Annotated in this window: 27 protein-coding genes; 15 read left to right on the forward strand and 12 right to left on the reverse strand. The window is 41.2% G+C overall.

Annotated features, from left to right (window positions below):
• Nucleotides 1-164 precede the first annotated feature (164 nt).
• The 3 genes from RG47T_RS12800 to RG47T_RS12810 form a co-directional block, all read right to left on the reverse strand.
• Entirely contained in the window at nt 165-473 is a 309-nt protein-coding gene (locus RG47T_RS12800; protein ID WP_074489838.1) for a hypothetical protein, read from the reverse strand.
• Nucleotides 474-578: 105 nt separating this feature from the next.
• Nucleotides 579-1,043, reverse strand: coding sequence for a PA2169 family four-helix-bundle protein (locus RG47T_RS12805; protein WP_074489839.1), 465 nt, complete (start codon nt 1,041-1,043; stop codon nt 579-581).
• Nucleotides 1,044-1,111: 68 nt separating this feature from the next.
• Complete coding sequence (locus RG47T_RS12810) at nt 1,112-1,279, reverse strand: phosphatidate cytidylyltransferase (RefSeq protein WP_074489840.1); 168 nt, start codon at nt 1,277-1,279, stop codon at nt 1,112-1,114.
• A gap of 536 nt (nt 1,280-1,815) precedes the next feature.
• On the opposite strand from RG47T_RS12810, the gene RG47T_RS12820 reads away from it, so the two are divergent.
• The 3 genes from RG47T_RS12820 to RG47T_RS12830 all read left to right on the forward strand — a co-directional run bounded on the left by RG47T_RS12820 (nt 1,816) and on the right by RG47T_RS12830 (nt 5,162).
• Nucleotides 1,816-3,327 carry an ATP-binding cassette domain-containing protein gene (locus tag RG47T_RS12820; RefSeq protein ID WP_074489842.1) on the forward strand — a complete coding sequence of 504 codons (1,512 nt, stop codon included), beginning with the start codon at nt 1,816-1,818 and terminating at the stop codon, nt 3,325-3,327.
• Between the two features lie 54 nt (nt 3,328-3,381).
• Entirely contained in the window at nt 3,382-4,506 is a 1,125-nt protein-coding gene (locus RG47T_RS12825; protein ID WP_074489843.1) for a CofH family radical SAM protein, read from the forward strand.
• A gap of 146 nt (nt 4,507-4,652) precedes the next feature.
• The gene (locus RG47T_RS12830) at nt 4,653-5,162 is read left to right on the forward strand and encodes a peptide deformylase (RefSeq protein WP_253187517.1); all 510 of its coding nucleotides are present in this window, start codon (nt 4,653-4,655) and stop codon (nt 5,160-5,162) included.
• A gap of 674 nt (nt 5,163-5,836) precedes the next feature.
• Here RG47T_RS12830 and RG47T_RS12835 read toward each other — a convergent pair.
• Nucleotides 5,837-6,664: a ferritin-like domain-containing protein gene (locus RG47T_RS12835; protein ID WP_074489844.1), complete on the reverse strand. Its 828-nt coding sequence runs from the start codon at nt 6,662-6,664 to the stop codon at nt 5,837-5,839.
• Between the two features lie 24 nt (nt 6,665-6,688).
• Nucleotides 6,689-7,381 carry a ferritin-like domain-containing protein gene (locus RG47T_RS12840; protein ID WP_074493402.1) on the reverse strand — a complete coding sequence of 231 codons (693 nt, stop codon included), beginning with the start codon at nt 7,379-7,381 and terminating at the stop codon, nt 6,689-6,691.
• A 123-nt stretch (nt 7,382-7,504) separates the two neighbouring features.
• Between RG47T_RS12840 and scpB the strand changes: the two genes are divergently transcribed.
• From scpB to RG47T_RS12855, 3 genes are all read left to right on the forward strand, one after another.
• A complete protein-coding gene (gene scpB, locus RG47T_RS12845) occupies nt 7,505-8,065 on the forward strand; it encodes an SMC-Scp complex subunit ScpB (protein ID WP_074489845.1) in 561 nt (186 codons plus the stop codon).
• Nucleotides 8,066-8,192: 127 nt separating this feature from the next.
• On the forward strand, nt 8,193-8,384 hold the full coding sequence (locus RG47T_RS26405) for a hypothetical protein (protein ID WP_074489846.1): 192 nt from the start codon (nt 8,193-8,195) through the stop codon (nt 8,382-8,384).
• Between the two features lie 91 nt (nt 8,385-8,475).
• Nucleotides 8,476-9,594 carry an N-acetyltransferase gene (locus RG47T_RS12855; RefSeq protein WP_074489847.1) on the forward strand — a complete coding sequence of 373 codons (1,119 nt, stop codon included), beginning with the start codon at nt 8,476-8,478 and terminating at the stop codon, nt 9,592-9,594.
• Between the two features lie 72 nt (nt 9,595-9,666).
• On the opposite strand, the gene RG47T_RS12860 is transcribed toward RG47T_RS12855, so the two are convergent.
• Nucleotides 9,667-10,008 (reverse strand): helix-turn-helix domain-containing protein, encoded by a 342-nt coding sequence (locus RG47T_RS12860; protein WP_074489848.1) that lies wholly within the window; start codon nt 10,006-10,008, stop codon nt 9,667-9,669.
• A gap of 70 nt (nt 10,009-10,078) precedes the next feature.
• A complete protein-coding gene (locus RG47T_RS12865; RefSeq protein ID WP_074489849.1) occupies nt 10,079-11,449 on the reverse strand; it encodes a UDP-N-acetylmuramate--L-alanine ligase in 1,371 nt (456 codons plus the stop codon).
• 158 nt (nt 11,450-11,607) lie between these two features.
• Between RG47T_RS12865 and RG47T_RS12870 the strand changes: the two genes are divergently transcribed.
• The 3 genes from RG47T_RS12870 to RG47T_RS12880 all read left to right on the forward strand — a co-directional run bounded on the left by RG47T_RS12870 (nt 11,608) and on the right by RG47T_RS12880 (nt 13,457).
• A complete protein-coding gene (locus RG47T_RS12870) occupies nt 11,608-12,015 on the forward strand; it encodes an RrF2 family transcriptional regulator (RefSeq protein WP_074489850.1) in 408 nt (135 codons plus the stop codon).
• Between the two features lie 51 nt (nt 12,016-12,066).
• On the forward strand, nt 12,067-12,708 hold the full coding sequence (locus tag RG47T_RS12875; RefSeq protein WP_074489851.1) for an NAD(P)-dependent oxidoreductase: 642 nt from the start codon (nt 12,067-12,069) through the stop codon (nt 12,706-12,708).
• Between the two features lie 503 nt (nt 12,709-13,211).
• Entirely contained in the window at nt 13,212-13,457 is a 246-nt protein-coding gene (locus RG47T_RS12880; RefSeq protein WP_074489852.1) for a hypothetical protein, read from the forward strand.
• A gap of 46 nt (nt 13,458-13,503) precedes the next feature.
• Here RG47T_RS12880 and prmA read toward each other — a convergent pair whose 3' ends face one another.
• The 5 genes from prmA to mce all read right to left on the reverse strand — a co-directional run bounded on the left by prmA (nt 13,504) and on the right by mce (nt 17,711).
• Complete coding sequence (gene prmA / locus RG47T_RS12885; RefSeq protein WP_074489853.1) at nt 13,504-14,343, reverse strand: 50S ribosomal protein L11 methyltransferase; 840 nt, start codon at nt 14,341-14,343, stop codon at nt 13,504-13,506.
• 199 nt (nt 14,344-14,542) lie between these two features.
• Nucleotides 14,543-15,307 (reverse strand): triose-phosphate isomerase, encoded by a 765-nt coding sequence (tpiA, locus tag RG47T_RS12890; protein WP_074489854.1) that lies wholly within the window; start codon nt 15,305-15,307, stop codon nt 14,543-14,545.
• A 45-nt stretch (nt 15,308-15,352) separates the two neighbouring features.
• The gene (locus tag RG47T_RS12895; protein ID WP_074489855.1) at nt 15,353-16,546 is read right to left on the reverse strand and encodes a putative sugar nucleotidyl transferase; all 1,194 of its coding nucleotides are present in this window, start codon (nt 16,544-16,546) and stop codon (nt 15,353-15,355) included.
• Nucleotides 16,547-16,611: 65 nt separating this feature from the next.
• Nucleotides 16,612-16,860, reverse strand: a complete 249-nt coding sequence (locus tag RG47T_RS12900) for a type B 50S ribosomal protein L31 (protein ID WP_074489856.1) — start codon at nt 16,858-16,860, stop codon at nt 16,612-16,614.
• Between the two features lie 413 nt (nt 16,861-17,273).
• A complete protein-coding gene (gene mce, locus RG47T_RS12905) occupies nt 17,274-17,711 on the reverse strand; it encodes a methylmalonyl-CoA epimerase (protein WP_074489857.1) in 438 nt (145 codons plus the stop codon).
• Nucleotides 17,712-17,816: 105 nt separating this feature from the next.
• Here mce and RG47T_RS12910 point away from each other — a divergent pair, with 105 nt between their 5' ends.
• The 6 genes from RG47T_RS12910 to RG47T_RS12935 all read left to right on the forward strand — a co-directional run bounded on the left by RG47T_RS12910 (nt 17,817) and on the right by RG47T_RS12935 (nt 23,450).
• The gene (locus RG47T_RS12910; protein WP_074489858.1) at nt 17,817-19,028 is read left to right on the forward strand and encodes an IscS subfamily cysteine desulfurase; all 1,212 of its coding nucleotides are present in this window, start codon (nt 17,817-17,819) and stop codon (nt 19,026-19,028) included.
• A gap of 122 nt (nt 19,029-19,150) precedes the next feature.
• Nucleotides 19,151-19,564 (forward strand): Fe-S cluster assembly scaffold IscU, encoded by a 414-nt coding sequence (gene iscU, locus RG47T_RS12915; protein WP_074489859.1) that lies wholly within the window; start codon nt 19,151-19,153, stop codon nt 19,562-19,564.
• 128 nt (nt 19,565-19,692) lie between these two features.
• Nucleotides 19,693-20,019: a HesB/IscA family protein gene (locus RG47T_RS12920; protein ID WP_074489860.1), complete on the forward strand. Its 327-nt coding sequence runs from the start codon at nt 19,693-19,695 to the stop codon at nt 20,017-20,019.
• A 226-nt stretch (nt 20,020-20,245) separates the two neighbouring features.
• Nucleotides 20,246-22,156, forward strand: coding sequence for an AMP-dependent synthetase/ligase (locus tag RG47T_RS12925; protein ID WP_074489861.1), 1,911 nt, complete (start codon nt 20,246-20,248; stop codon nt 22,154-22,156).
• 64 nt (nt 22,157-22,220) lie between these two features.
• Nucleotides 22,221-22,829 (forward strand): hypothetical protein, encoded by a 609-nt coding sequence (locus RG47T_RS12930; protein ID WP_074489862.1) that lies wholly within the window; start codon nt 22,221-22,223, stop codon nt 22,827-22,829.
• Between the two features lie 69 nt (nt 22,830-22,898).
• Complete coding sequence (locus RG47T_RS12935; protein WP_074489863.1) at nt 22,899-23,450, forward strand: sugar O-acetyltransferase; 552 nt, start codon at nt 22,899-22,901, stop codon at nt 23,448-23,450.
• The last annotated feature ends 95 nt before the right edge of the window (nt 23,451-23,545 follow it).

Here is a 23,545-nt window from a genome sequence, read left to right on the forward strand (position 1 = left end):
GTTGATTCTACTGTTAAAGTTGACTCTGTAAAAAAAGACAGCGTTAAAGTTGACTCTACTAAAAAAGACACTACTAAGAAAATGTAATTCCCATTTCTTAGGAAAAACAAGAAAGGCCCCGATAATTATCGGGGCCTTTCTTGTTTTAATAATATAATTCTTATTTATTTCTTAGCTGTAGTATCTTTTGCAGCAGGCGCTGGTGCAGCAGCCGCACTTGGCGCAATAGTTACCGTTCTAACTTTCATGTGGGTGGTATCTTTTACTATCGTTACACCACCGGATGCCTCATTAGGTACTGTGGTAGCCTCGCCCATGGCATGAGTTACTTTAGATGTATCCACATTTAATTGCCTGAAGGCAGGATTATCTGTTGTAGAGTCCGGTGCGTTGTTAGGACTATGATCGCCGCTGCAAGCGCTAAAAGCACAGCTTGCAACTACTGCCAGTAATATCAATTTGTAATTTTTCATCTATGTTGCTTATCTTGTTAATTCTGCACAATATTAAGCACTTTTAACAAAAAAAAAGCATATTGGTTATCCAATATGCTTTTAATATGCTTTTTAAGCTGCAAATTATTCTGCGTTTTCGAACTGATCGCGTAATTGTTTAATCTTATCGTGCGCTGCATCAATAGATACCTTTTCGTTAACAAGGATATCTTTAATGTAAGCAGGCAAGTGTTCTTCTTCAATAGCAGTTTGATAAGCTTTTTTAATTGCATCTTCGCCAAACTCGCATTCTTCTAAAATACTTTTAGCGCTATTGCTGGTAAATGCAGCTTTAACCTGTAACCAGGTTCTGTGTAATGAACCGCTGGTGCTGGTAGTATTTTCGATATCCTTGCCTAAAGCTTCGATTTCGGTACCCAGTTCCATTTTATATTGGTGGCTTTCACCGATTAAGCTTGTGAAAAGAACTTTCAGGTCGCCATTTTCATCGCCAATATCTTTTGTGGCTTTTTCATAGCCTGCTATACGGTCATTGTTAATCTTTACCAGATCATTCAATGTTTCAATTGTTGCTTGTGTGTTTTCCATGATTCAATGTGTTTTTAAGTAACGCTATGCCTGCGCAATTGTTTACTAATAATTAACAAAATTTCTTTTTAATTTTTCCCTCTAAAGAAAGATAATAGCCACACAATTATTAATATAACTACAATTACAGCAATAATGCCAACTGCTGCACCGGCTTTAAATATGCCGCCAACAACTGCACAGCTATTGAACAACATCATAGCCAGTGCGAATAATAATACAGGTAAACGTTTCATAAGTGTTTTAAATAAAGTGATGTTCCAATAAATACAATAACTATACCTTATTGAAATTGGGCCATAAAAACAACTCTTTTATACTTAAAAGCAGTTTAATTATGCCTTAAACTTAATTTTATAGCGTGTTTATAAATATTAAAAACATAAACCTGTAAGCTATTTAGGACAATGCATCTGTTTCCTCCCTCCAAACAAACTTATTTGCAGCTGCCGTGTATAATCTTCAACAAATCATCAAACATGGGTAGTACAACATCAACTCTGTTAAACATATTCATCGCCTTATTTTTACTATGGCTTGTGGTATTAATAATATCCATTTATACACTTTTCCGCAGGAGAGACATTTTACTGCCTGTAAAGGCCTTTTGGGCGGCTGTACTTTTCTTAGCTCCAGTTGTAGGGCTTATTTTCTACTTAATTTACGGGGTAAGGAAAAACACCCGTAGCGATATTACCCGGTATTAATTACGCCTGGCGATTCTATTTTATGTTTTTCCGGTCGCAATTAAGTTTTTGTAATTTGGCCGCAAATGAATGCTCCACTTATAACGCTCAGCCGCATCAGCGCGGCTATACAAGGTAAAAAGGTTTTAGATGATGTTTCACTAATTGTTAACCCCGGCCAGCACTGGGCAGTTATAGGTAAAAGCGGTTCGGGCAAAAGTGTACTGCTTAAAGCTATTGTTGGCAAACAAAGTATTACAGCAGGGTCTATAGAACATAACTTTAAACCTGCTCACCAACAGCATACCGCTGAAACATTGGCCTCCCAGCGCATGGCACTGATAGAGTCTCGCCATCATTTCAAGAACTTCTCTAATACGGCTGATTTTTATTACCAGCAACGCTACAATTCGTCCGACTCGGAAGATGCGCTTACCGTTGAGCAATACCTTAATGCCATACTGGCCCATGTTACCGAAGCGCACTACTGGACACTTGAAAAAGCCCTAGACAGGTTACGCCTTACAGACCTATACCAGAAGCAACTCATCAAACTATCCAACGGTGAAACCAAACGCCTGCGCATTGCCGCTGCCCTGGTTAAAAACCCTACACTGCTGCTGTTAGATCAGCCGATGACCGGGTTGGATCTTAATTCGCGCCAGTATTTTAATACTTTGTTGCAAGAAATTGCAGCATCGGGCATTACTATCGTAATGGCAACTTCGCCACATGAAATCCCAGACATGATCCAAAAGGTGGCTGTTTTAGAGAATGGCAAGCTAACCCAAACCCTTACCCCTGCAGAAACTGCCGCACAACATTTTAGCTGGGCCAGCAGTACGCCCGATGTAGACGAAGCCGAGATAGCATCATTATTAAGCCTGACAGAAAATCCAACCTTCGAGTGGATCATTAAAATGAGTGATGTTAATGTTCGTTATGGCGAAATACAGGTTCTGCATAATATAACCTGGCAAGTTAAACAAGGCGAACGCTGGGCGCTACTCGGGCCAAACGGTGCCGGTAAATCTACCTTACTAAGCCTCGCCTACGGCGATAACCCGCAAGCCTATGCAAACGATATTATCCTGTTCGACAAAAAGCGCGGTACCGGCGAAAGCATTTGGGATATTAAGCGCAAATGCGGTTTTGTATCGCCCGAGCTGTACCAGTTTTTCCCGATGGATAACAGCTGCGCCCAGGTAATAGAATCAGGTTTTTACGATACGCTGGGCTTATTCAGACAGAGCGACCCGAGCCGGGCAGCAATTGTATTGCGTTGGATGAAGGTATTCGACATTGATAAATATGCCCGCCAGCTATTGAAAAATGTGCCGGCAAGTGCGCAGCGGCTTTGCTTACTGGCCCGCGCCCTGGTTAAAAACCCGACCCTGCTAATTTTAGATGAACCCTGCCAAGGCATGGACAACCAGCAACAGCAGCTATTTAAACACCTGGTTGATACCATTTGCAGTAAGAGCAACATCACCTTAATATATGTAACGCATTACCCACACGAGATACCAAATGCGGTTGACCGTTACATGCACCTGCAAAAAGGCGAAGTTGCGCGGGTAGAAACCGTATCAAGCTAATATCATATTTAGCAGGCGATTGAATATTAAAGTAATTGCCACTATCTTTGTTATATGAATACAGCCGATCTGTTACAACGCGCGTTGCAGTTTGAATTTTTGAGCCAGGAAGAGGGTGTTTATTTATATGAGCATGCTTCTACCCCAGATTTGATGTACACTGCCAATGAACTGCGCAAGATACAGGTGCCGCACGGCAAAGTAACCTGGCAGATCGACCGTAATGTTAATACCACCAACGTTTGTATTGCCAACTGTAAGTTCTGTAACTTCTTCCGCCGCCCCGGCCATGAGGATAGCTACATTACCGATATTGAAACCTACAAACGTAAAATAGAAGAAACCTTTAAGTTTGGCGGCGACCAATTGCTACTGCAAGGCGGCCACCACCCTGATTTAGGCCTAGCTTTTTATACTGATCTTTTTAGAAAACTAAAGGAACTTTACCCTGCACTGAAACTGCACTCTTTAGGCCCGCCCGAAATTGCGCACGTAGCCAAGCTCGAAAACATGAGCCACTACGATGTATTGAGCGCCATGAAGGAAGCCGGCCTCGACTCGTTGCCCGGTGCAGGTGCCGAAATTTTGAACGACCGTGTACGTCGCCTCATCTCAAAAGGAAAATGCGGTGGTAAAGAATGGCTGGACGTAATGCGTGCTGCCCATCAACTTAACCTGCCATCATCTGCCACTATGATGTTTGGCCATGTGGAAACCATTGAAGAACGCTTTGAGCATTTGGTGTGGATTCGCCAGGTACAATCAGAAAAACCGGAAGGCCATTATGGTTTTACAGCATTTATCCCCTGGCCTTTCCAGGATGATGGTACCCTGCTGCGTAAAGTCCGCGGTATCACCAACAATGTAACCGGCGACGAGTATATCCGCATGATTGCCCTTTGCCGCATTATGCTGCCCAATGTTAAAAACATCCAGGCATCCTGGTTAACAGTGGGCAAGCAGGTAGCACAAATTTGCTTACATGCAGGCGCTAATGATTTTGGCTCTATCATGATTGAAGAGAACGTGGTATCTGCCGCAGGCGCACCGCACCGCTTTACTGCCAAAGGTATCCAGACTGCTATTGAAGAAGCCGGCTTTGAGTCGCAATTACGCAACCAGAAATACGAATGGCGCGAAATGCCTGCCGAACTGGAAGAGCAGGTGATTGATTATTAGTCATTGGGACATTAGCCAGTCGTCATTAATATTTCACGCAGCTATAAAACAAAACGTAATGCTGAACTTGTTTCAGCACCCCACATGCTAAGTCTGTAAATGCATAGCATATAACCTGTCCTGTGGGATGCCGAAACAAGTTCGGCATGACCGGAGTAGAAAATTCATCCATGAAAACCCTTAAAGATCTCCTCCTCCTCGGCGACCCGCGCCTATATGAGATTTGCGAACCTATCCAACAATCAGAACTGCCATTGGTAAAACAATGGGTGGCCGATCTTGACAACGTTATGCAGGAAGTGAGAGCCAAGCATAATTTCGGCCGGGCTATTGCCGCCCCTCAATTGGGGATCATGAAGCGGTTGATCTATATGCACATTGATAAGCCTGTTGTTTTCATCAACCCGGAACTAACAAACCTAAGCCCCGAACTTTTTGAACTATGGGACGATTGTATGAGTTTCCCTAATTTGTTGGTGAAGGTAAAAAGGCATCAATCACTAACCATTAAATACCTGAACGAAAATTGGGAACCGCAGCAATGGCAAATGGAAAATGATTTGTCTGAATTATTGCAGCACGAATTTGATCATTTAGATGGTATTCTCTGTACCATGCGGGCTGTTGATGGGCAATCTTTTAAGTGGAGGTCTTAAACTTATTGGTTATTAAGTTATTGGAAGCTGCTATTATGATAACCAGTAATTTATAACTTATTAACTACATTAAAAAAAAAGGTCGGATTCACTCTCGCAGTTAATCCGACCTTACATCTACCTATGAAAAACATGTCCTTTGGAAGGACATGAATATATATACAATAGCTGTACCAGCATGCCAAACATTGCGTTTGAGGCAACAAACAATGTTTTTATAATTAACAAATATCCATATGTAGAAAATTCGCCTACCCATTGAGATAAATATTCCCCATTTATGAAAAATTGAGTAATTGATTTACAAAAATCAAAGTACACCTGCTGTACCAATTAATATTTAAAACACGAAGAAAAAATCAGAAATATGATAAGGAAGCAAATTCCAGGGAGAGTTATAAAATAGAATGCATAAAAAAGGTCGGTTTCACTCTCGCAGTTAACCCGACCCTACATCTACCTATGAAAAACATAATCCTTATGGAGGATTAATTGTATATAGACAAAGCCTGTGCCAGCCTGCTAATGCTGCGTTTCAAGCAATAGCGACACTTTATGTAACAGGTTCGTTACTCAATATGGGGAATATTGTTCTCTTATCAGGTTAAAAATTCTACATATAAAAAAAAGACACCCATAAAGGGTGCCTTTTAATAGTTAGATCGTTAACTTAATTACGATACGATAAACGGACTAACGATAGCTAAAACAGCATCTTTAGTTAATGGCTCATCAAATGATTCGATAGCTGCGGTGATAGATGTTTTACCACTAACTGCATTAAGCGTGGTAATATCAACGCCACCCTGTACGGTGTTATTTTCGCCTGCGTATGATGCATTTACTGCAGCAATACCTGTATCGTTAAATACACTTGCGCTACCAGAAATCCATGGTTTGATGGTTACGCCTTTTGAAGCGCGCAGGTAACGGATAGCAGATGCGTGGCGTGCCTCAACAGCGTGGATCTGTAAAGCAGCAGTCAATACAATCTGGTTACCCAATAAGTTACCGGCCTGGCCTTTATAGGCACGTACACCAGTATCTTCAAAAGTTTCGGCAACGGCCAGGTAAGTATTGTAGTTGGTTAATACATCGGCAAAAGTACCTTTAGCAGTTAAATCAAACGTTGGTGATGATACAGCTGCGCTACCCAAAACAGTTTTCAAAAAAGCAACATGTGCATTTTCGTGGCCTGCTACGGTTGTAAAATAACCTTTATCGGCAGCAGGTATCAGGTTGGTTTTAGCTAAACCCTGGTTGTAAAAATAAGCTTCCAGGTATTCTAATGTTAAAGCAAAGTTTAAAACATCATTTACACTCGATGTAGTTTGGCCGTATGCTTTTTTAAATAGCGTACTGAAAGCAAAAGGTAAAGCTGCAGCAGCTACCTTGGTACCAAAGCTGGTAATATTTTTTATCGCGTCGCGGCGCGGGCTGATCCTGTCCTGAAACTCAGGGTCAACTTTTTGTATTTCGTCTATTACGTTAAATAAATTCATGACTTGTCTGTGTTTTAGCTGAGATTAATAAATTCCTAAACTTGGTGCTGCCAGTTTTTTACCACTTAAAAAAGTGTTAGCAATAGGCACAACTTGCTGAGGCGATTTTGCGCCATCAAGTCCGTTTGCATCGATAACAGTGCTATCTGCAAATGATCCCGGGGCAATAAGGTTACGGATCAGCGAAGCGTGGCGTGCTTCAACAGAAACAATTTTACCTGCCAGGGCCAGATAGTTAACATCCTTAATGAGGTAACCTGCGCCATTATAGGCAGATACACCTAAATCTTCAAATGCTTTTGCAGCACCCAGTACACTGGTACGGTCAGAGAAATTAATAGTGCTAAAATTAGGCGTTAAACCGGGGATTGCATTACCGGCAAGCGCGGCTTTAAAAAATTCGCGGTGGGCAACCTCATGATCGCGGATATCTGTTAATAATGCGCTTTCGTAAGTAGTAATACCCGAGTAAGGGGTTGCTGCTACCTGTACATAAAAAGCGGCTTCTAATTGTTCTAAAGCGTAGGCATAGTTTAATATGGCAATATCGCCAGAACCTAAATCAACGTGATCATTGGTTACAGTTGCACTATGATCTTTAGAGCATGAGGCCATTGTAAGCACCCCGGCCATCACTGCGGCCCCGGTACCTGCATAGCGTAGAAACTGGCGGCGTGCCATTCCTTCACTTTGTAAGTCTTGTGTTAATGTTTTCATAAACGATAGAAGGTTAACTTTTAGTTTGATTTTTATAATTACAGTATAGTACAACGTACGCGATATAATGTTAGCCGGTTTCGCAGAGCCTAAAGTTTTATATTGATTATCTATATTTACAGTGTGGAAAATATAGAACAATATTTAGAGGCTTTGATATTTGCTTCCGAACAAAGCATCCGGCTGGAAGAACTTCAATATTGCTTACAAAGCGTTTTTAATGAGGACTTTAGCGTAGATATTATTAACAAATCCATCAATGCGATACAAGCAAAATATGCTGATAAACGCTTTGCAATAGAGCTCTTAAAAATAGGAAATGGCTACCAGTTTCTCACCAAAAAGGAGTATCATTTAGCAATAAATCAATTACAATTGCAACGCTCAAAAAAGAAATTAAGCCAGGCCGCTATAGAAACTTTGGCAATAATTGCCTACCGCCAACCTATTACCAAGGTAGAGATAGAGCAGATTCGTGGGGTTAACTGCGACTATACCGTACAGCGATTACTGGAAAAAGAACTGATTAGCATTGCCGGAAAATCTGAAACTGTTGGTAAGCCTATTTTGTACGCCACCAGTACGCTATTTATGGATTACTTTGGCATCAATAACATTAGCGAATTACCACAGATAAAGGACATGATTAACGAAACAGCTACCATAGGCAACCAGGTTGAATAATTTTTAAATCTTTTTATCCCAACCGATTTTTTTATTTTCCAGAAACATTAAATTTGTACAGCTCGCAATAACACCAATAAATATTAGTTATCTTGCTTATACAATTATACATTTAGTTTTAAGTGCAATGGCAACGCCCAAAAAACCCGAAAAAAAGAAAGCAGCATCTAAAGGCGCTATACCAAAAAAGACTGATAAACCTGCTGATCCAAAAGCAAAAAAGAAGTCTTTTGACGATGATGACGATGATTTTGATGCGTCTTATGACGATATTGATTACGATCAGCTGCAAGATTTTGATGAGGACGACGACTATTAAAATAGTTTAAACATACTCACACACAAGCATTCAGTTTAAGAAGCTGAGTGCTTTTTTATTTTTATACCCTTTGCCATACCCATTTTAGTGCATGACAGTTACCGAAGTTAATGATAAACAAAGCCGCAAGGCCTTTTTAGATACAGCACGCCTGATTTATAAAGACGACCCTAACTGGGTTTGCCCGCTTGATAATGATGTTGAGGCTACTTTTAACCCCGAAAAAAACAGCTTTTACCAGCATGGCAAAGCCAGCCGCTGGATACTTAAGGATGAACAGGGACAATTGATAGGCAGGGTTGCAGCCTTTATTAACGAGAAAAAGGCTTTCGGCCACGAACAGCCCACCGGTGGCATGGGCTTTTTTGAATGCATCAACAACCAGGAAGCTGCCAATAAACTATTTGATACAGCTAAAAACTGGTTGCAGCAAAACGGCATGCAAGCAATGGAAGGCCCTATTAATTTTGGCGAAAACGATAACAACTGGGGCCTGCTGATTGAAGGCTTCATCCCCCCGTCATACGGCATGAACTATCATTTGCCTTACTATAAAGCGCTTTTTGACGGCTACGGTTTTACAACATCGTACGAGCAGATTACTAATAAACTGATTGTGTATGATGAGTTTCCAGAACGGTTTACCAAGATAGCCAAGTGGGTTGCAAAAAAACCGGGCTACGAGTTTAAACACCTCGATGCAAATAAGATAGATGAGTTTGCGGCAGATTTCAGGGAGATTTATAACGATGCCTGGCAAGATTTTGAAAACTTTGTACCTATAACACAGGAAGCCATATTAGACAGTTTCAGGCAGATGAAACCTATTATGGACGAGAGCCTGATCTGGTTTGCCTACATCAATGGCGAACCGGCTGCCGCCGTTGTAATTTTGCCCGATGCCAACCAAATGATTAAAGGTATTAACGGCAAGTTAAACCTGATAGGCAAGCTGAAGTTTGCCTATAAAAGGTGGAAAGGCGTATCGCACATGCGGGCCGTAGTAATGGGTACCAAGCAAAAATTTCAGAACCACGGGCTCGAGTCGGCTATATTTATTAAACTCAAGGAGTATGTGTACCCGCTTAATCAATATTACGAGCTGGAACTATCGTGGGTGGGCGACTTTAATGAAAAGATGCTGTCTGTTCATTATGCCATGGGGGCTACGGCCAGTAAAAAGCATGCCACCATGCTATACAAGTTTTAACAAAAAAAGTCCGTTATGAAAACCATAACGGACTTATAAATTATTTAATAGCCTAACAACCGATATCGCAAGTTATGCGGTTGCTTTAGTTTGGCGTAATTCTTCAAATAATTCGATAACCTTTTTTTGCAGATCGATAACCTCGGTTTCGCGATCCATCAATTTCTTGTTTACAGTTTCAAGTTCGTTTGCGTATTTCAACTCTCCCTCTGCATCATTAAACGTTAGCAATTGAACCACTGACATTTCAAACAAATCAGCTATTTGCTCCAGGCGGGATAAGTTAATGTCGGTAATCCCGGTTTCTATTTTTGAAAAAGCAGGTATCGAAATATCTAATCTTTTTGCAACATCTTCCTGACTCCAACCTTTTTGGTGGCGTAATAATCTGATCTTTTTTCCCAGTGTTTTCATTTTTAAATTAAGTTAGGATGTAGGTTTCTCAATAGTTAATAAAGTTACAATTATATTTCAAATTAAAAAGTTATTTATCAAAATACTTTTTTAAAATGTTCTGTGTCAATATGTTCAGATCAAGCCCCCCGAAATTCCCTGAACTCATAAGCAAAACGCTGTAATCAACCGCATCCAAATCGTCAAACAGTGTAAGTAATGATGCCGGCTGATTAAAAAACACCAGGTCGTCGCGCTCAAAAGCTGCCTTTACTTCTGCCGCGCCATAGGGCTGCATTTTCTTTTGCTCAAAGGTTTTTTGATCTATAAATACTACTGCTGTATCTGCCTCATCCATAGTGCCGGCGTATTCATGCAAAAAGTCGGCATTAAGGCTGCTAAAGGTATGAAGCTCCATGCAAGCCAGTAATTTCCGGTTAGGGAATTGGGCTTTTACCGCCTGTATGGTAGCTATAAGTTTCGAGGGCGAATGCGCAAAATCTTTATAAACGTTTACGTGGCTATTGTTACCCAATAATTCCAGCCGCCTGGCAGCCCCCTTAAAAGTACTAATGTATTGGTAGAACGCATCGGTAGTAATATCAAACATACCGCAAACGTACCTGGCAGCTTCTATATTCAGTAAATTATGCTGACCGAAAACATTCAGCGGATACGATTTTCCATTGTATTCTATATAGGTTATACCATCTGTAATTTGGTAAGGCGGTAAGGCATAACCCAATTTATTAATTTCAGAGTCATCATTCAGTACGGCTTGTTTAAGTACCTCATCTGTTTCGCTGTAAAACAGCGAGCCGCCTACCATAATGGTTTTAATAAAGATCCTAAACTGCTCAATATAATTATCAAACGTAGGGAACACGTTTATATGATCCCATGCAATGCCGCTTAATACGGCAATATTGGCTTTGTATAAATGAAACTTAGGCCTGCGGTCAATGGGCGACGAAAGGTACTCGTCCCCCTCTATTACAATAATCGGGGCATCGCTCAGTTTCACCATGGTATCAAAACCGGCAAGCTGCGCACCAACCAGATAATCAAACTCTTTACCCGCGGCCTGCAACACATGCAAAATCATAGAGGTGATAGTAGTTTTGCCATGGCTCCCCCCTATTACTACGCGCAGTTTATCTTTAGATTGTTCGTAAATATATTCGGGATACGAGTAGATCTTCAGCCCCAGTTCCTGCGCCTTCAGCAGCTCGGGGTTATCAATCCGGGCGTGCATCCCCAAAACAACAGCATCCAGATCAGTGCTTAATTTTTCGGGATACCAGCCTTGCTCGGCCGGTAACAGGCCGTATTTAGCTAAGCGCGTTGCAGATGGTTCGAACACAACATCGTCCGACCCGGTGATCTGAAATCCTTTTTTATGTAAGGCAATAGCCAGGTTATGCATTGCACTGCCACCAATGGCTATGAAGTGTACTTTCATAGTTTAAACGTGCCGCAAAATTAACATAAAATAAAAAATATTGATGGTGTATTAACAAGGTTTATGCGCGGTATTGGAAGTTTTTCTAAGAAAAGTTAAAAATTATCTTGGTTGTTTAAAACTTTGATACCTTTGTACTGTAATAATAAATATTACAGATGAACGCCAGATTTCAAATAGCAGTACATATACTCACGTTACTTTACCATGCAAATGGTGAAGTATACTCGTCTGACTTTATTTCGGGCAGTGTTAACGCCAACCCTGCGCTAATTAGAAAAGAATTGAGCAACCTGCGTAAACACGGCCTGATAGAAAGCAAAGAAGGTAAAACCGGCGGCTATACATTAAGCAAATCTGCCGGTTTAATTACCCTGGCAGATATTTACAACGCTGTAAAACCGGCATCGCCACTTGGATTGGCAAAAAACCAGCCGCATCCGGAGTGCTTAGTTGGCAAACAGGTAAACAAGCATATTAGCGTGCTTTACCAGGATATAGACCATAACATTACCCAGCAACTCGATAGCATTACCCTTGCCGACTTTGGCAAAAAATTCGCTTAATTTTTTTATATATAACTGTAACAAATTTACTTACAATTAAAACAATAAGATATGAAAGTAGCATTAATAGGCGCCTCTGGTTATACAGGCACCCCAATTTTAAAAGAAGCATTGCAACGCGGTTTTACCGTGACAGCTATTGCGCGTAACATCGACAAAATTGAAACAGAAAACGAGAACCTGACCAAGGTAGCCGTTGATGTATTGGATACCGACAAACTGGCCGAAGTTTTAGCCGGAAACGATATCGTAATCAGCTCGTATAATGCCGGATGGGCTAATCCTGATCTGTATAATGCCTTTATTAAAGGATCGGAAGCGGTACAAGCAGCCACCAAACAAGCAGGCGTGGAACGCTTACTGGTTATAGGCGGTGCGGGCAGTTTATTTATTGATGGCAAGCAACTGGTGGATTCGCCTGAATTCCCTGCCGAGTGGAAAACCGGTGCAACTGCAGCACGTGACTACCTGACCGAGCTTAGAACAGAAGAAGAACTGGACTGGACTTTCCTGAGCCCCGCCATTGACTTGCACCCCGGCGAGCCTACACGCAAGTTTCGCATCGGTACAGAAAGCCCGGTATTTGATGCTGATGGCAAATGCGCTATCTCTGTTGGAGACCTGGCTGTAGCTATTGTTGATGAGGTAGAAAATAAACAATTTGCTAAACAACGGTTTACTGTAGGTTATTAATTACATATCCAACCGTTATACCGAACTTGTTTCGGCGTCCCCACAGGATGTTTGCAGGCATTGTAAACTTTACACATAGCAAATGAGATCCTGAAACAAGTTCAAGGCTGGGGTAGAATAATTAGCAAATCCTTCCGAAAGAGGATTTGCTAATTATTCTACCCCAGTTTCACTACCTTCTGAATAAAAAGATCAAGACCATTCATCTATAAACCCGATTGACGCGGCACGGAGTAAAGCAGAAAGCGGGAATAAAGGAACAGATATGCTACTAAGCGTTCGTTTTCAATAAATGAGATAACTGTTGCTATTCAGAGCGCTAGCGAAGAATCCTCTTCGATGCATCGGTTACTAAGCGTTAGCGCAGAATGACAAGCAGTTTTAAGCAAGTTAATAACTTATTATCGCTTTAGTTAAAACCTATCGAGTAAAAGGACTGTTGTTAAAGTATTGTTCCAGAATTTATCTGGCATTTTAAAAGTGTTTACTTAATTAAAAGCGTTATGAAAATTACTGAAGAACAAACCGGGCAATCACCTTTAAGCTTTGCTACAAACAATACGTTTAATAACGATAAGTTTTTAACAAGTACAGACCCTGATGAAAATGAAACCGGTATAGAAGACGAAGACGACCTACATGAAATACGTGTAGGTGATGACGTTAAGGAACCTGATCCGGAAAAGGACTATTCACAAAATGAGCCTTACGAGGATGACGATCAGGATCCGGTACCGTCACCATCATAAAAGATTATAAAAACAGCAAGGGCTCCTATTTGGAGCCCTTGCTGTTTTATGCTTTAACAAACCGGGCAGCAACCCAGTCTTTCATTTTTTTGTGTTCTATGTAATTCATGCCATGTTTTCCGGCTTCTTCTTTAATGATATCCAGATCCGGAGTTTCATAAAAACCACTGAAATAAATTGTGCCTTCGGGCTTTAATACCTCGCCGTAGCGCTGCATCTGGTCTAACAGGATGTTCCGGTTAATATTAGCCAGTATGGTATCAAAATGAGCGTCGGGTATTACATCTTTCGAGCCGCAAATAGCCAAAACGTTATCAGCCTTGTTAAGCTTAGAATTTTCGATCGTGCTTTCGTAACTCAGCGGATCATAATCTATCGCAACAATTTCTGAAGCGCCAACTTTTGATGCCAGTATAGCTAAAATACCTGTGCCGCAACCCATATCTAAAACATACTTACCTGCCAGGTCGGCCTCCAGTATGTGGCTCATCATCATGGTGGTGGTTTCGTGGTGTCCGGTGCCAAAAGCCATCTTAGGGTCTATCACAATCTCGTACGGATATGCAGGATCTGTTGGATGAAACGTTGCCCTGATGCGTACCTTACCGTCAACCTGCATGGGCTGAAAATTGCTCTCCCACTCCTCATTCCAGTTTTTTTGCGGGATAAGGTTTACCTCGTAATTAAACGTAAACATATCGTCATACTCACTCAAAGCCTCATCAACCTTGTATTTATCAAAACTTTCGGCAGGTGTGTAGGCTTTAAAACCTATTTCAGTCTCTTCAAACGTGTCGAAACCTAGTCCGCCCAACGCATCTATCAGCAAATCCTGCTGATAGTCTTCCCCATCTGTAAGGGTAAATACAAGTTCGTAGTAGTTCATAGCTTTTAGATTTAAGTATTGAGATGTGAGATACAAAACAATCAGATAGCTGCAACAAATATCTCAATACTTATAGCTACATCAAATATAAATCGTGTTTTTTATGGTGCAGATATTTAATTGATCTGGCGCAACCTATTAAACAAAAAGAGGAAACATCGTTACCAATGTTTCCTCTCGTAATGTTGTAAGCTATCTACTAATTAAACACCTTAACGATATCTAAAAAGTCGCGCGATTTTAATGATGCGCCACCGATTAGGCCGCCATCGATATCGGGTTGAGAAAATAACTCAGACGCGTTTTTAGGGTTAGCACTGCCACCGTAAAGGATACTGGTATCATCGGCCACTTGCTGATTATATTTTTCGGCAATTGCATTGCGGATAAAAGCATGTACTTCCTGCGCTTGCCCGGCTGTTGCAGTTTTACCTGTACCGATAGCCCAAACCGGCTCATAAGCCAAAACAATTTGTGCAAACTGCTCCGTAGATAAATGAAATACACCTTCCTCCAATTGCGTTTGGATCAGGCTGAAATGCACTTCTGTTTCACGCTCTTCTAAAGTTTCGCCGATGCAGAAAATTGGTTTTAAGCCATTTTTTAAAGCAGTATCAGTTTTAGCTGCCAGCAATTCGTTGTTTTCGCCAAAATACTGGCGGCGCTCTGAGTGGCCTAAAATAACATATTCGGCACCGGTTGATTTAACCATTTTAGCCGAAGTTTCGCCTGTGTAAGCGCCACTCTCTGCCTGGTGTGCGTTTTGTGCGCCAATGGCTACTTTATCATAACCTTTTGCCAGTTGTGCCAGGCTATGTAAATGAATAAACGGGCTGCAAACAACAGCAATCTGATCACCTGTTACTTCATCTTTTACCATGTTCACTATTTCAGAGAATAATGATAAACCTTCGCTATAATCAAGGTTCATTTTCCAGTTGCCGGCAACAATTTTTTTTCTCATTTCTTTTTTATTGAGTTTCCTATTATATATTAGTTAAAGCACCCGCTATTTAAGCCGGGCATTTCTGTATTGTGCAGTTAATTCAAATATGTGTTTTAAAATATCTTGCTCTACCTGGTCAAACGGGCGGTTTTCCCGGCGTTCGAATACTTTTTGCGAGGTTTCGAACATCTTTTTAATGCTATATTCTTCAAAGCCACCAGCGCCACCCCAGCTAAAATCTGGCACAAAATTATGCGGAAAGCCGGCACCAAAAACATTGGCGCTTACCCCCACTACCGTACCTGTGTTAAACATGGTGTTAATGGCACATTTAGAGTGATCACCCATAATCAGTCCGCAAAATTGCAGGCCTGTTTTGCGGAAGTGCGCTGTGGTATAATCCCACAATTTCACTTCGGCATAATTATTTTTAAGGTTCGAGTTATTAGAGTCGGCACCTATGTTGCACCACTCGCCCATTACCGCATTACCCAGGTAACCTTCGTGCCCTTTAGATGAATATCCCCATATAATTGAGTTATTTATCTCGCCGCCTACCCGGCTAAAAGGGCCTATGGTAGTAGCACCATAAATTTTGGCACCCATTTTTACCTGCGAGTTATTGCAAAGCGCAAACGCACCACGAATGTGTACCCCCTCCCACACATCGCTGTTATTACCTAAATATATGGGCCCGTTTTTGGTATTAAAGGTGGAGCATTCTGCAGTGGCATCATCTTCGGCAAAAAAGTCGTCGCCTATAATGGTATTGGTACTGCTAATGGTAGCGCTGGTGCGGCCTTTGGTCAGTAACTGAAAATCTTTCCGCAGTTCTATATCATTCTTCCTGAAAATATCTTCGGGGTATTTGATAGATACCGGTGTATGCGTATGATCAATTATCCGGCTAAAAGCCTGGTTAAAATCAACAGCTTGTGCTTCGGTACGGTTAAGTTTAATGGCAACCAGATGCCCGTTGTGTCGCAGTGCTTCGCCGCTTTGCAGTTTATCGATAGATTCGAGCAAAAACTCATCGGGGCAAAAAGATCCGTTAATGAATATATTTTTTTCGGCAATCTCCAGCGGAAACTTAGCCTGCAGGTATGGCTGAGTATGGTAAGAATAAGTGGTATTAAGATGCTTAGCCCATTTTTCGGCTATAGTCAAAATACCGATACGTAAATTGGCAACCGGGCGCGTAAACGTTAATGGAAGTAGGGTTTGGTAAGCGTTATCGTCAAATAAAATGATTGCCATTGCGCAAAAATAAAAAAGTCCCCCGTAGTACGGGGGACTTTCTAATATTTATTACCGGTAAGCGATTACTTTTTGTTGTAACGGCTACGGAATTTGTCAATACGTCCGGCAGTATCTACCAGTTTCATTTTTCCGGTATAAAACGGATGAGACGTATGAGAGATTTCTAATTTAATTAGCGGATACTCATTGCCGTCTTCCCATTTAACGGTTTCGCGGGTATCGATGCATGATTTAGTCATGAAAGAATAGTCGTTAGACATATCTTTAAACACAACTAATCTATAATTTTTGGGATGCAGGTCCTGTTTCATATTATTACTTTCCTTATAAAAGAGGTGCAAATATACAGCTTTATTTCAAATTATAAAAGAGTGGGTTAAAAAGTTTTAAACATTGTAAAGAATGCTTGTTTTAGGAGCCTTGGTGATGAACCTCACCCCAACCTTCTCCGGGGGAGAAGGAGTTAGAATGATTGTTATATAAGTAGTATTAAGCCCTTTTCTTTTGGGGAGAGTTGGTTGGACCATTTATTGTAAACCCACGTTCACCATCAATCGCTCCCGCCAGCCCCGCTTTCTGCTTTACTGCGTGCCGCGGCAATCGGGTTTAGGGATAACGGCTGTTCTCTCCCTTTTGTCATTCTGACGTAGGAAGAATCTTATTCGCCCTGTAGTGTTACCCCTGAATTGTGCAGAAGATTCTTCCTTCGTCAGAATGACAAACTCTATAATTGTCTCGATTCTTGATTCTCGATTCCTGACTCCCTCGCCTCCTGGCAAAGCTCTATCAAAACACCACCTGCACTCCTGGGGTGTACAAAGCAAACCAGTTTATTATCAGCACCACGCTTAGGCTTATCGTTCAGCAAAATAAAACCTTCATTTTTCAGGCGCGCCATCTCGGCTTCAATGTCCGCTACGTCAAAAGCAATATGGTGGATACCCTCCCCTTTTTTGGCTAAAAATGTGGCTATGGCACTATCAGCAGATGTGGCCTGCAGCAATTCTATTTTATTAGGGCCGCATTGTAAAAAGGCGGTCAGCACATGCTCGGAGGCCACTTCTTCGGTTTTGTACACACCGGTATTCAGCAGCTTCTCATACAGGGCCGAGGCATCTGCAAGGTTGTTTACGGCTATGCCAATATGTTCTACCTTTTTCATATACTAAAAATTGCAAATTAATGACTACGGTGGTACATTTATAACAAAAGATTGAAATATTTCTATTTAAAGTTTAACTATCTTTGTATTTGTAATTAAACAGCTATGAACATTCCTGTATATTTAGATAATAACGCAACCACGCCGATGGACCCAAGGGTTTTAGAAGCGATGGTACCTTACTTTGTACAAAAGTTTGGTAATGCGGCAAGCCGTAACCACGCCTTTGGCTGGGTTGCAGAAGAAGCGGTAGACTATGCCCGCGAACAAGCTGCTAAAATAATTGGCGCTAACGAAAAAGAGATCATTTTTACCTCAGGCGCAACCGAGTCAGATAACCTGGCTATTAAAGGTGTGTTTGAAATGTATAAAGAAAAAGGTAACCACATTATTACTACCGTTACCGAGCATAAAGCTGTTTTAGATACCTGCAAGCACATCGAGAAATTGGGTGCACGCGTAACTTACCTTCCTGTTAAAGAAGATGGCTTGGTTGATTTAGCTGTACTGGAAGCTGCCATGACCCCGGAAACCATACTGGTTTCTATTATGTATGGTAACAACGAAATTGGTGTAATACAACCGGTTAAAGAAATTGCTGCCATTGCACACAAATACGGCGCTTTATTTATGACCGATGCTACCCAGGCAGTAGGTAAAATACCTGTTGACGTTATTGCAGACGGTATTGACCTGTTAGCTTTTTCGGCGCATAAAATGTATGGCCCTAAAGGTGTTGGTGTATTATACGTTCGCCGTAAAAACCCAAGGGTTAAAGTTACTGCCCAAATGGACGGTGGCGGCCACGAACGCGGTATGCGCTCTGGTACCTTAAACGTACCCGGCATTGTTGGTTTAGGTAAAGCATGCGAACTTGCCCGTTTAGAAATGGCCGATGATGCTGCACGTTTATCGAAACTGCGCGACAAATTAGAAAGTGCCTTAACTGTGCTGGAAGAAAGCTATGTAAACGGAAACGTTGAACACCGCCTGCCGCACGTTGCCAATATATCTTTTAAATATGTAGAGGGCGAAGGTTTAATGATGGCCATGAAAGACTTAGCAGTATCATCAGGATCTGCCTGTACTTCGGCATCGTTAGAGCCATCATACGTGTTAAAATCATTAGGTTTATCTGATGACCTGGCACACTCTTCTATCCGTTTTGGGTTAGGCCGCTTTACAACCGAAGAAGAAATTGATTACGCTATTGAAGTAACTTTAAAGTCTGTTACCCACCTGCGCGAACTTTCTCCATTGTGGGAAATGTTTAAAGAAGGTATCGACCTTGACTCAATAGAGTGGGCAGAACACTAAAAATTCGGATGTCAGATTTTCGATTTCGGATTTATCTGGCATAAAATTTAGCATACAATCTATCGGCTACCCAGACAACTGATAACCGACAACTGATAACAAATAAAAAAAAAAAGAAAGCTATGGCTTATTCAGATAAAGTAATTGATCATTACACCAACCCGCGTAACGTGGGTACCTTAGATAAATCGAGCAACAAGGTGGGTACCGGCCTTGTTGGTGCACCAGAGTGCGGCGACGTAATGCGCCTGCAAATTGAAGTTGATGACAACAATGTAATCACCGATGCTAAATTTAAAACATTTGGCTGTGGTTCTGCAATTGCATCATCATCATTGGCTACCGAGTGGTTAAAAGGCAAATCAATCGAAGATGCAATGACCATCGATAACATGGACATTGTAGAAGAGCTGGCTTTACCACCGGTAAAAATTCACTGCTCTGTTTTGGCAGAAGATGCAATTAAAGCTGCAATTAACGATTACCGCGTTAAAAACGGCATGGCACCTATCGAAAGCGAAAAAACACACCACTAAAAAAGATGTGAGATGTTAGATATGAGATTTGAGATCTTTTATCTAACATTAATATAAAAATTAAATTTGTAAGGTTTGATTTGCGAGTTCGTCTCACATCTCAAATCTCACATCTCAAATCTACTACAATGGTAACTGTAACTGATAAAGCAAAAAGTAAAATAGAACACCTGATGAGCGATGCTGGTCTGGATGCCTCGTATTTTTTACGGGTGTCTGTTCAGGGTGGCGGTTGTTCTGGCCTGTCATACAACCTCGATTTTGATAACGAGGAGAAAAAAGGCGACCAGTTTTTTGAAGATCAAGGTGTTAAAATGGCGCTCGATATGAAATCATTCCTTTACCTGGCCGGTACCGAATTAGATTTTTCGGACGGGCTAAATGGCAAAGGTTTCAACTTCAACAACCCCAACGCCAGCCGTACCTGCGGTTGCGGCGAGAGTTTCTCGGTATAAAAACCAGTTTGATATTATATTGAAAAGGCGCTTTGTAAGCGCCTTTTTTTGTTATTCGAAGTGATCGAAGTATTTTTTCGCTTTACATTTCTAAGGAAAAAGATTCTTCAATAGTTATATTAATAATCCCCCTTAGGAGACTACTAAAAAACATAAAAACAACCCCTAATTTGTTTTTATGTTTAAATAACTAAATTTGTTAATTATATAAACCCCAACAAATTTAATGAACCTGAATAAAGATATTGCAACAGTTCCTGAACTGCTTAGAAACGTTGTAAAAAATATTCATCCGGATAGCCATACTTTTTTAATACATAAAGTAAAAGATACCTGGCAAGAAATTTCGTACAAAGAAACGCTCGACAAAGCCGATGCACTATCGGCCTGGTTTCTGAGCATCGGCATAAAAAAAGGTGATCGTTTAGGCTTGTTAATAGAAAACGGCCCCGAATATATTTATTACGACCAGGCCATACAGCAAATTGGTGCTGTAAATGCCTCCATATACCCCACCCTTACCGAAGCCGAAATTGAGTACATTTTAAATGATTCGGGTTTAAAAACTTTGTTGGTTGGCAATCCTTTTTTATTCCGCAAAGTACTTAAGGTGGCCAATAACTGCCCTGCACTCATTCGCATTATCCCGGCGTTTGATGATTTTGAAAAGTATACCGAAAAACTGGATCTTACCACAGGGGTAATTAGTTTTGAAAGTGCTGTAGCCGAGGGAAAAATAGTTGTAGATCAGTATAAGCTGGCTATTAATATTGCCCGCGAAGCCATTTTACCGTCAGACCTGGCTTGCCTTATTTATACTTCGGGCACCACCGGCACACCAAAAGGTGTAATGCTTACCCATAGTAATTTTGTAGAAACCATTCGTTACAGCTTAGATCAGATTTCTATTGTTGATAAGGACGATAAATTCCTATCGTTCCTGCCCCTTTCGCACGTTTTTGAACGCGCGGCTACTTATTACATTTGCTGTGGCGCAGGCTGCCAAATTGCCTTTGCCCAAAGCCTGGAACTGCTGGCCAAAAACCTGATGGAGGTTCAGCCTACGATTATGAACTGCGTACCGCGTTTGCTGGAACGCATCCATGATAAAGCCAACAAAAATGGCATGAGTGCCGGCGGCATCAAAACCAAAATTTTTAGCTGGGCGATGGAGATTGGCCAAAAATACCGCAACGTTAAAGAAAGTGGTAAAACCCCGGGCTTTATACTTACCCGCGAATATAAAATTGCACACAAACTGGTTTTTAGTAAAATCATCGAAAAAACCGGCGGAAAGTTAAAATTCCTCATCTCGGGCGGTGGTGCGTTGCCTAAAAACGTAGGTGAATTTTTTGGTAATCTGGGCATCCCCATTCTGGAAGGCTTCGGCTTAACAGAAACCACCGGGCCGATGGCCGTTACCGAGTTTGAACGCCAAGTTTATGGCACCGTTGGCCGTATTTTAAAAGGCACCGAAGTTGGTATCCAAAATATTGAAACCGGCAAGATCTACACTGTGCAAAACCACGACAGCTTCGATCCCGAATTTATTTCGGAAGAAGGCGAGATCATCATTCGCGGGATATGTGTAATGAAAGGTTACTGGAATAAACCCGAAGAAACCAAGGCTGCCATTGATAAAGACGGCTGGTTCCATACCGGCGATATTGGCCGCTTTTATAAAGGCAACCTGCAAATTACCGACCGCCTTAAAAACATGCTGGTAAACGCTTACGGCAAAAACATATACCCTACCCCGGTAGAAAACACCTACCTCAAAAGCCCTAAAATTGAGCAGGTATTTTTGGTAGGCGATAAACGTGAATATGTTACGGCCATCATCGTACCATCGCGCGAAGGTTTGGAGGAAACCTTCGGCCTTACCGAGCAGTACTTCGAACAACCCGAGCAGTTTATCAGCGACAAGCAGGTAACCGACTGGATTGGTGTAGATATTAAAAAACTAAGCAACGAACTGGCTAAATTTGAACGGATCAAAAGCTTCAAGGTAAAGCGCAACCCTTTCAGCATGGACGAAGGCGAAATGACAGTTACCATGAAAGCCAAACGCAAGGTAATTGAAAACAAATACGCCGGTGCCATTGATGAGATGTACGTAGGTGAAGGGGAAGAATAGTTTATTTCGAATTATTTCCATTTACACGTCATGTCTGTAGATTTTTACGATATAAACCACAAGCATGCAATTAGAACTTCCTGTTACATTAAGAACCTCGTATCCTAATGAGGTCCCACAAGATCAGGACATACTTGATCGCATCAATCTAAGCCGTAATGCAAATCTTGTTGAAGGATTCACCTATCGGGATAATCATTCGGAGGAATTTCCCCATAAATTCTCCTGCGAAATCAATATTAACAACTCAAACCTATGGACATTCTTTAAAGCATTTCTATTATCCTTCCCCGAAGAGATTGCAGTTATTTATCATCATTGTGATGATGAACCAACCTATTCATTATATAAGGATAAATTCGAAATATTAAATATACTTAGTGTTTTTGAGATTGAAATTGTCAAAGACGGCTTTTTAGAATTGGGTATAATTCATAACACCGAAGATTATTTAGAAGAAGTGTTCATCAAAAAAGGTAAATACATCCAATACTGGGGTATGGATTTCGAGAAATTCAAAAACATTGCGGATAGTTTCTCCATACATCAAATTGACGATCTCAACTTCATCGATGAATATCCTGTAACAACTGAGCCGTTACAAATATATATGCCGGAAACTACCGTTACGTCAGAAGTAATTAAAATACTTGATAAACAATTATTAGAGTAAGTAGTAATTATAACGCGTTCTTAAAACTTCATTGCTTCCGCAAGTCATCTTCACTATCTTAGCCTCTGCATGAAAACAGAAAAACAAAAGATGCTCGATGGTGAAGCCTATCTTGCTAACGACCCTGAACTGATAAAAGGCCGTACCGATGCCAAGAAATTACTTCACCGGTTAAATGTTACCGAGTATTTGTTTAATGATGTAGCTAAGGAGATTGTTAAAGAACTCATCCCAAATGCCGGCGAAGGTTTGTATATCGAACCTTCTTTTCATGCTGATTATGGCTATAATATCCATTGCGGCACCAATGTATATTTTAACGTTAACTGCGTGGTGCTGGATGTTTGTAAGGTAACTATCGGCAGCAATGTATTCTTCGCCCCTGCCGTGCAGGTTTACACGGCAACCCATCCATTAGATGCCACAGAACGCCGCAGCACCGAGTTCGGCAAACCCATTACCATTGGCGATGATTGCTGGATAGGCGGAGGGACGATCATTTGTCCGGGAGTAACCATTGGCAGCCGATGCGTTATTGGCGCGGGTTCGGTAGTTACCAAAGATATTCCTGATGATTCATTGGCGGTTGGTAATCCGGCAAAAGTGATCAGGAAATTGTAAGATTTCAAAGAACAGCATTGTGCTGATTTCACATCAGCATAAAAGTTCTTAATTTTTGTCATATTGAGCGATAGCGAAATATCTTCTGCGCTAAT

It is taken from the genome of Mucilaginibacter polytrichastri, assembly GCF_001911425.1.
GTDB classification, from domain to species: Bacteria; Bacteroidota; Bacteroidia; order Sphingobacteriales; family Sphingobacteriaceae; genus Mucilaginibacter; species Mucilaginibacter polytrichastri.

Coding starts and splice junctions, on each gene's coding strand:
- RG47T_RS12800 (WP_074489838.1), bottom strand. CDS start 473: ATGAAAAATTACAAATTGATATTACTGGCAGTAGTTGCAAGCTGTGCT.
- RG47T_RS12805 (WP_074489839.1), bottom strand. CDS start 1,043: ATGGAAAACACACAAGCAACAATTGAAACATTGAATGATCTGGTAAAG.
- RG47T_RS12810 (WP_074489840.1), bottom strand. CDS start 1,279: ATGAAACGTTTACCTGTATTATTATTCGCACTGGCTATGATGTTGTTC.
- RG47T_RS12820 (WP_074489842.1), top strand. CDS start 1,816: ATGAATGCTCCACTTATAACGCTCAGCCGCATCAGCGCGGCTATACAA.
- RG47T_RS12825 (WP_074489843.1), top strand. CDS start 3,382: ATGAATACAGCCGATCTGTTACAACGCGCGTTGCAGTTTGAATTTTTG.
- RG47T_RS12830 (WP_253187517.1), top strand. CDS start 4,653: ATGACCGGAGTAGAAAATTCATCCATGAAAACCCTTAAAGATCTCCTC.
- RG47T_RS12835 (WP_074489844.1), bottom strand. CDS start 6,664: ATGAATTTATTTAACGTAATAGACGAAATACAAAAAGTTGACCCTGAG.
- RG47T_RS12840 (WP_074493402.1), bottom strand. CDS start 7,381: ATGAAAACATTAACACAAGACTTACAAAGTGAAGGAATGGCACGCCGC.
- RG47T_RS26405 (WP_074489846.1), top strand. CDS start 8,193: ATGGCAACGCCCAAAAAACCCGAAAAAAAGAAAGCAGCATCTAAAGGC.
- RG47T_RS12855 (WP_074489847.1), top strand. CDS start 8,476: ATGACAGTTACCGAAGTTAATGATAAACAAAGCCGCAAGGCCTTTTTA.
- RG47T_RS12860 (WP_074489848.1), bottom strand. CDS start 10,008: ATGAAAACACTGGGAAAAAAGATCAGATTATTACGCCACCAAAAAGGT.
- RG47T_RS12865 (WP_074489849.1), bottom strand. CDS start 11,449: ATGAAAGTACACTTCATAGCCATTGGTGGCAGTGCAATGCATAACCTG.
- RG47T_RS12870 (WP_074489850.1), top strand. CDS start 11,608: ATGAACGCCAGATTTCAAATAGCAGTACATATACTCACGTTACTTTAC.
- RG47T_RS12875 (WP_074489851.1), top strand. CDS start 12,067: ATGAAAGTAGCATTAATAGGCGCCTCTGGTTATACAGGCACCCCAATT.
- RG47T_RS12880 (WP_074489852.1), top strand. CDS start 13,212: ATGAAAATTACTGAAGAACAAACCGGGCAATCACCTTTAAGCTTTGCT.
- prmA (WP_074489853.1), bottom strand. CDS start 14,343: ATGAACTACTACGAACTTGTATTTACCCTTACAGATGGGGAAGACTAT.
- tpiA (WP_074489854.1), bottom strand. CDS start 15,307: ATGAGAAAAAAAATTGTTGCCGGCAACTGGAAAATGAACCTTGATTAT.
- RG47T_RS12895 (WP_074489855.1), bottom strand. CDS start 16,546: ATGGCAATCATTTTATTTGACGATAACGCTTACCAAACCCTACTTCCA.
- RG47T_RS12900 (WP_074489856.1), bottom strand. CDS start 16,860: ATGAAACAGGACCTGCATCCCAAAAATTATAGATTAGTTGTGTTTAAA.
- mce (WP_074489857.1), bottom strand. CDS start 17,711: ATGAAAAAGGTAGAACATATTGGCATAGCCGTAAACAACCTTGCAGAT.
- RG47T_RS12910 (WP_074489858.1), top strand. CDS start 17,817: ATGAACATTCCTGTATATTTAGATAATAACGCAACCACGCCGATGGAC.
- iscU (WP_074489859.1), top strand. CDS start 19,151: ATGGCTTATTCAGATAAAGTAATTGATCATTACACCAACCCGCGTAAC.
- RG47T_RS12920 (WP_074489860.1), top strand. CDS start 19,693: ATGGTAACTGTAACTGATAAAGCAAAAAGTAAAATAGAACACCTGATG.
- RG47T_RS12925 (WP_074489861.1), top strand. CDS start 20,246: ATGAACCTGAATAAAGATATTGCAACAGTTCCTGAACTGCTTAGAAAC.
- RG47T_RS12930 (WP_074489862.1), top strand. CDS start 22,221: ATGCAATTAGAACTTCCTGTTACATTAAGAACCTCGTATCCTAATGAG.
- RG47T_RS12935 (WP_074489863.1), top strand. CDS start 22,899: ATGAAAACAGAAAAACAAAAGATGCTCGATGGTGAAGCCTATCTTGCT.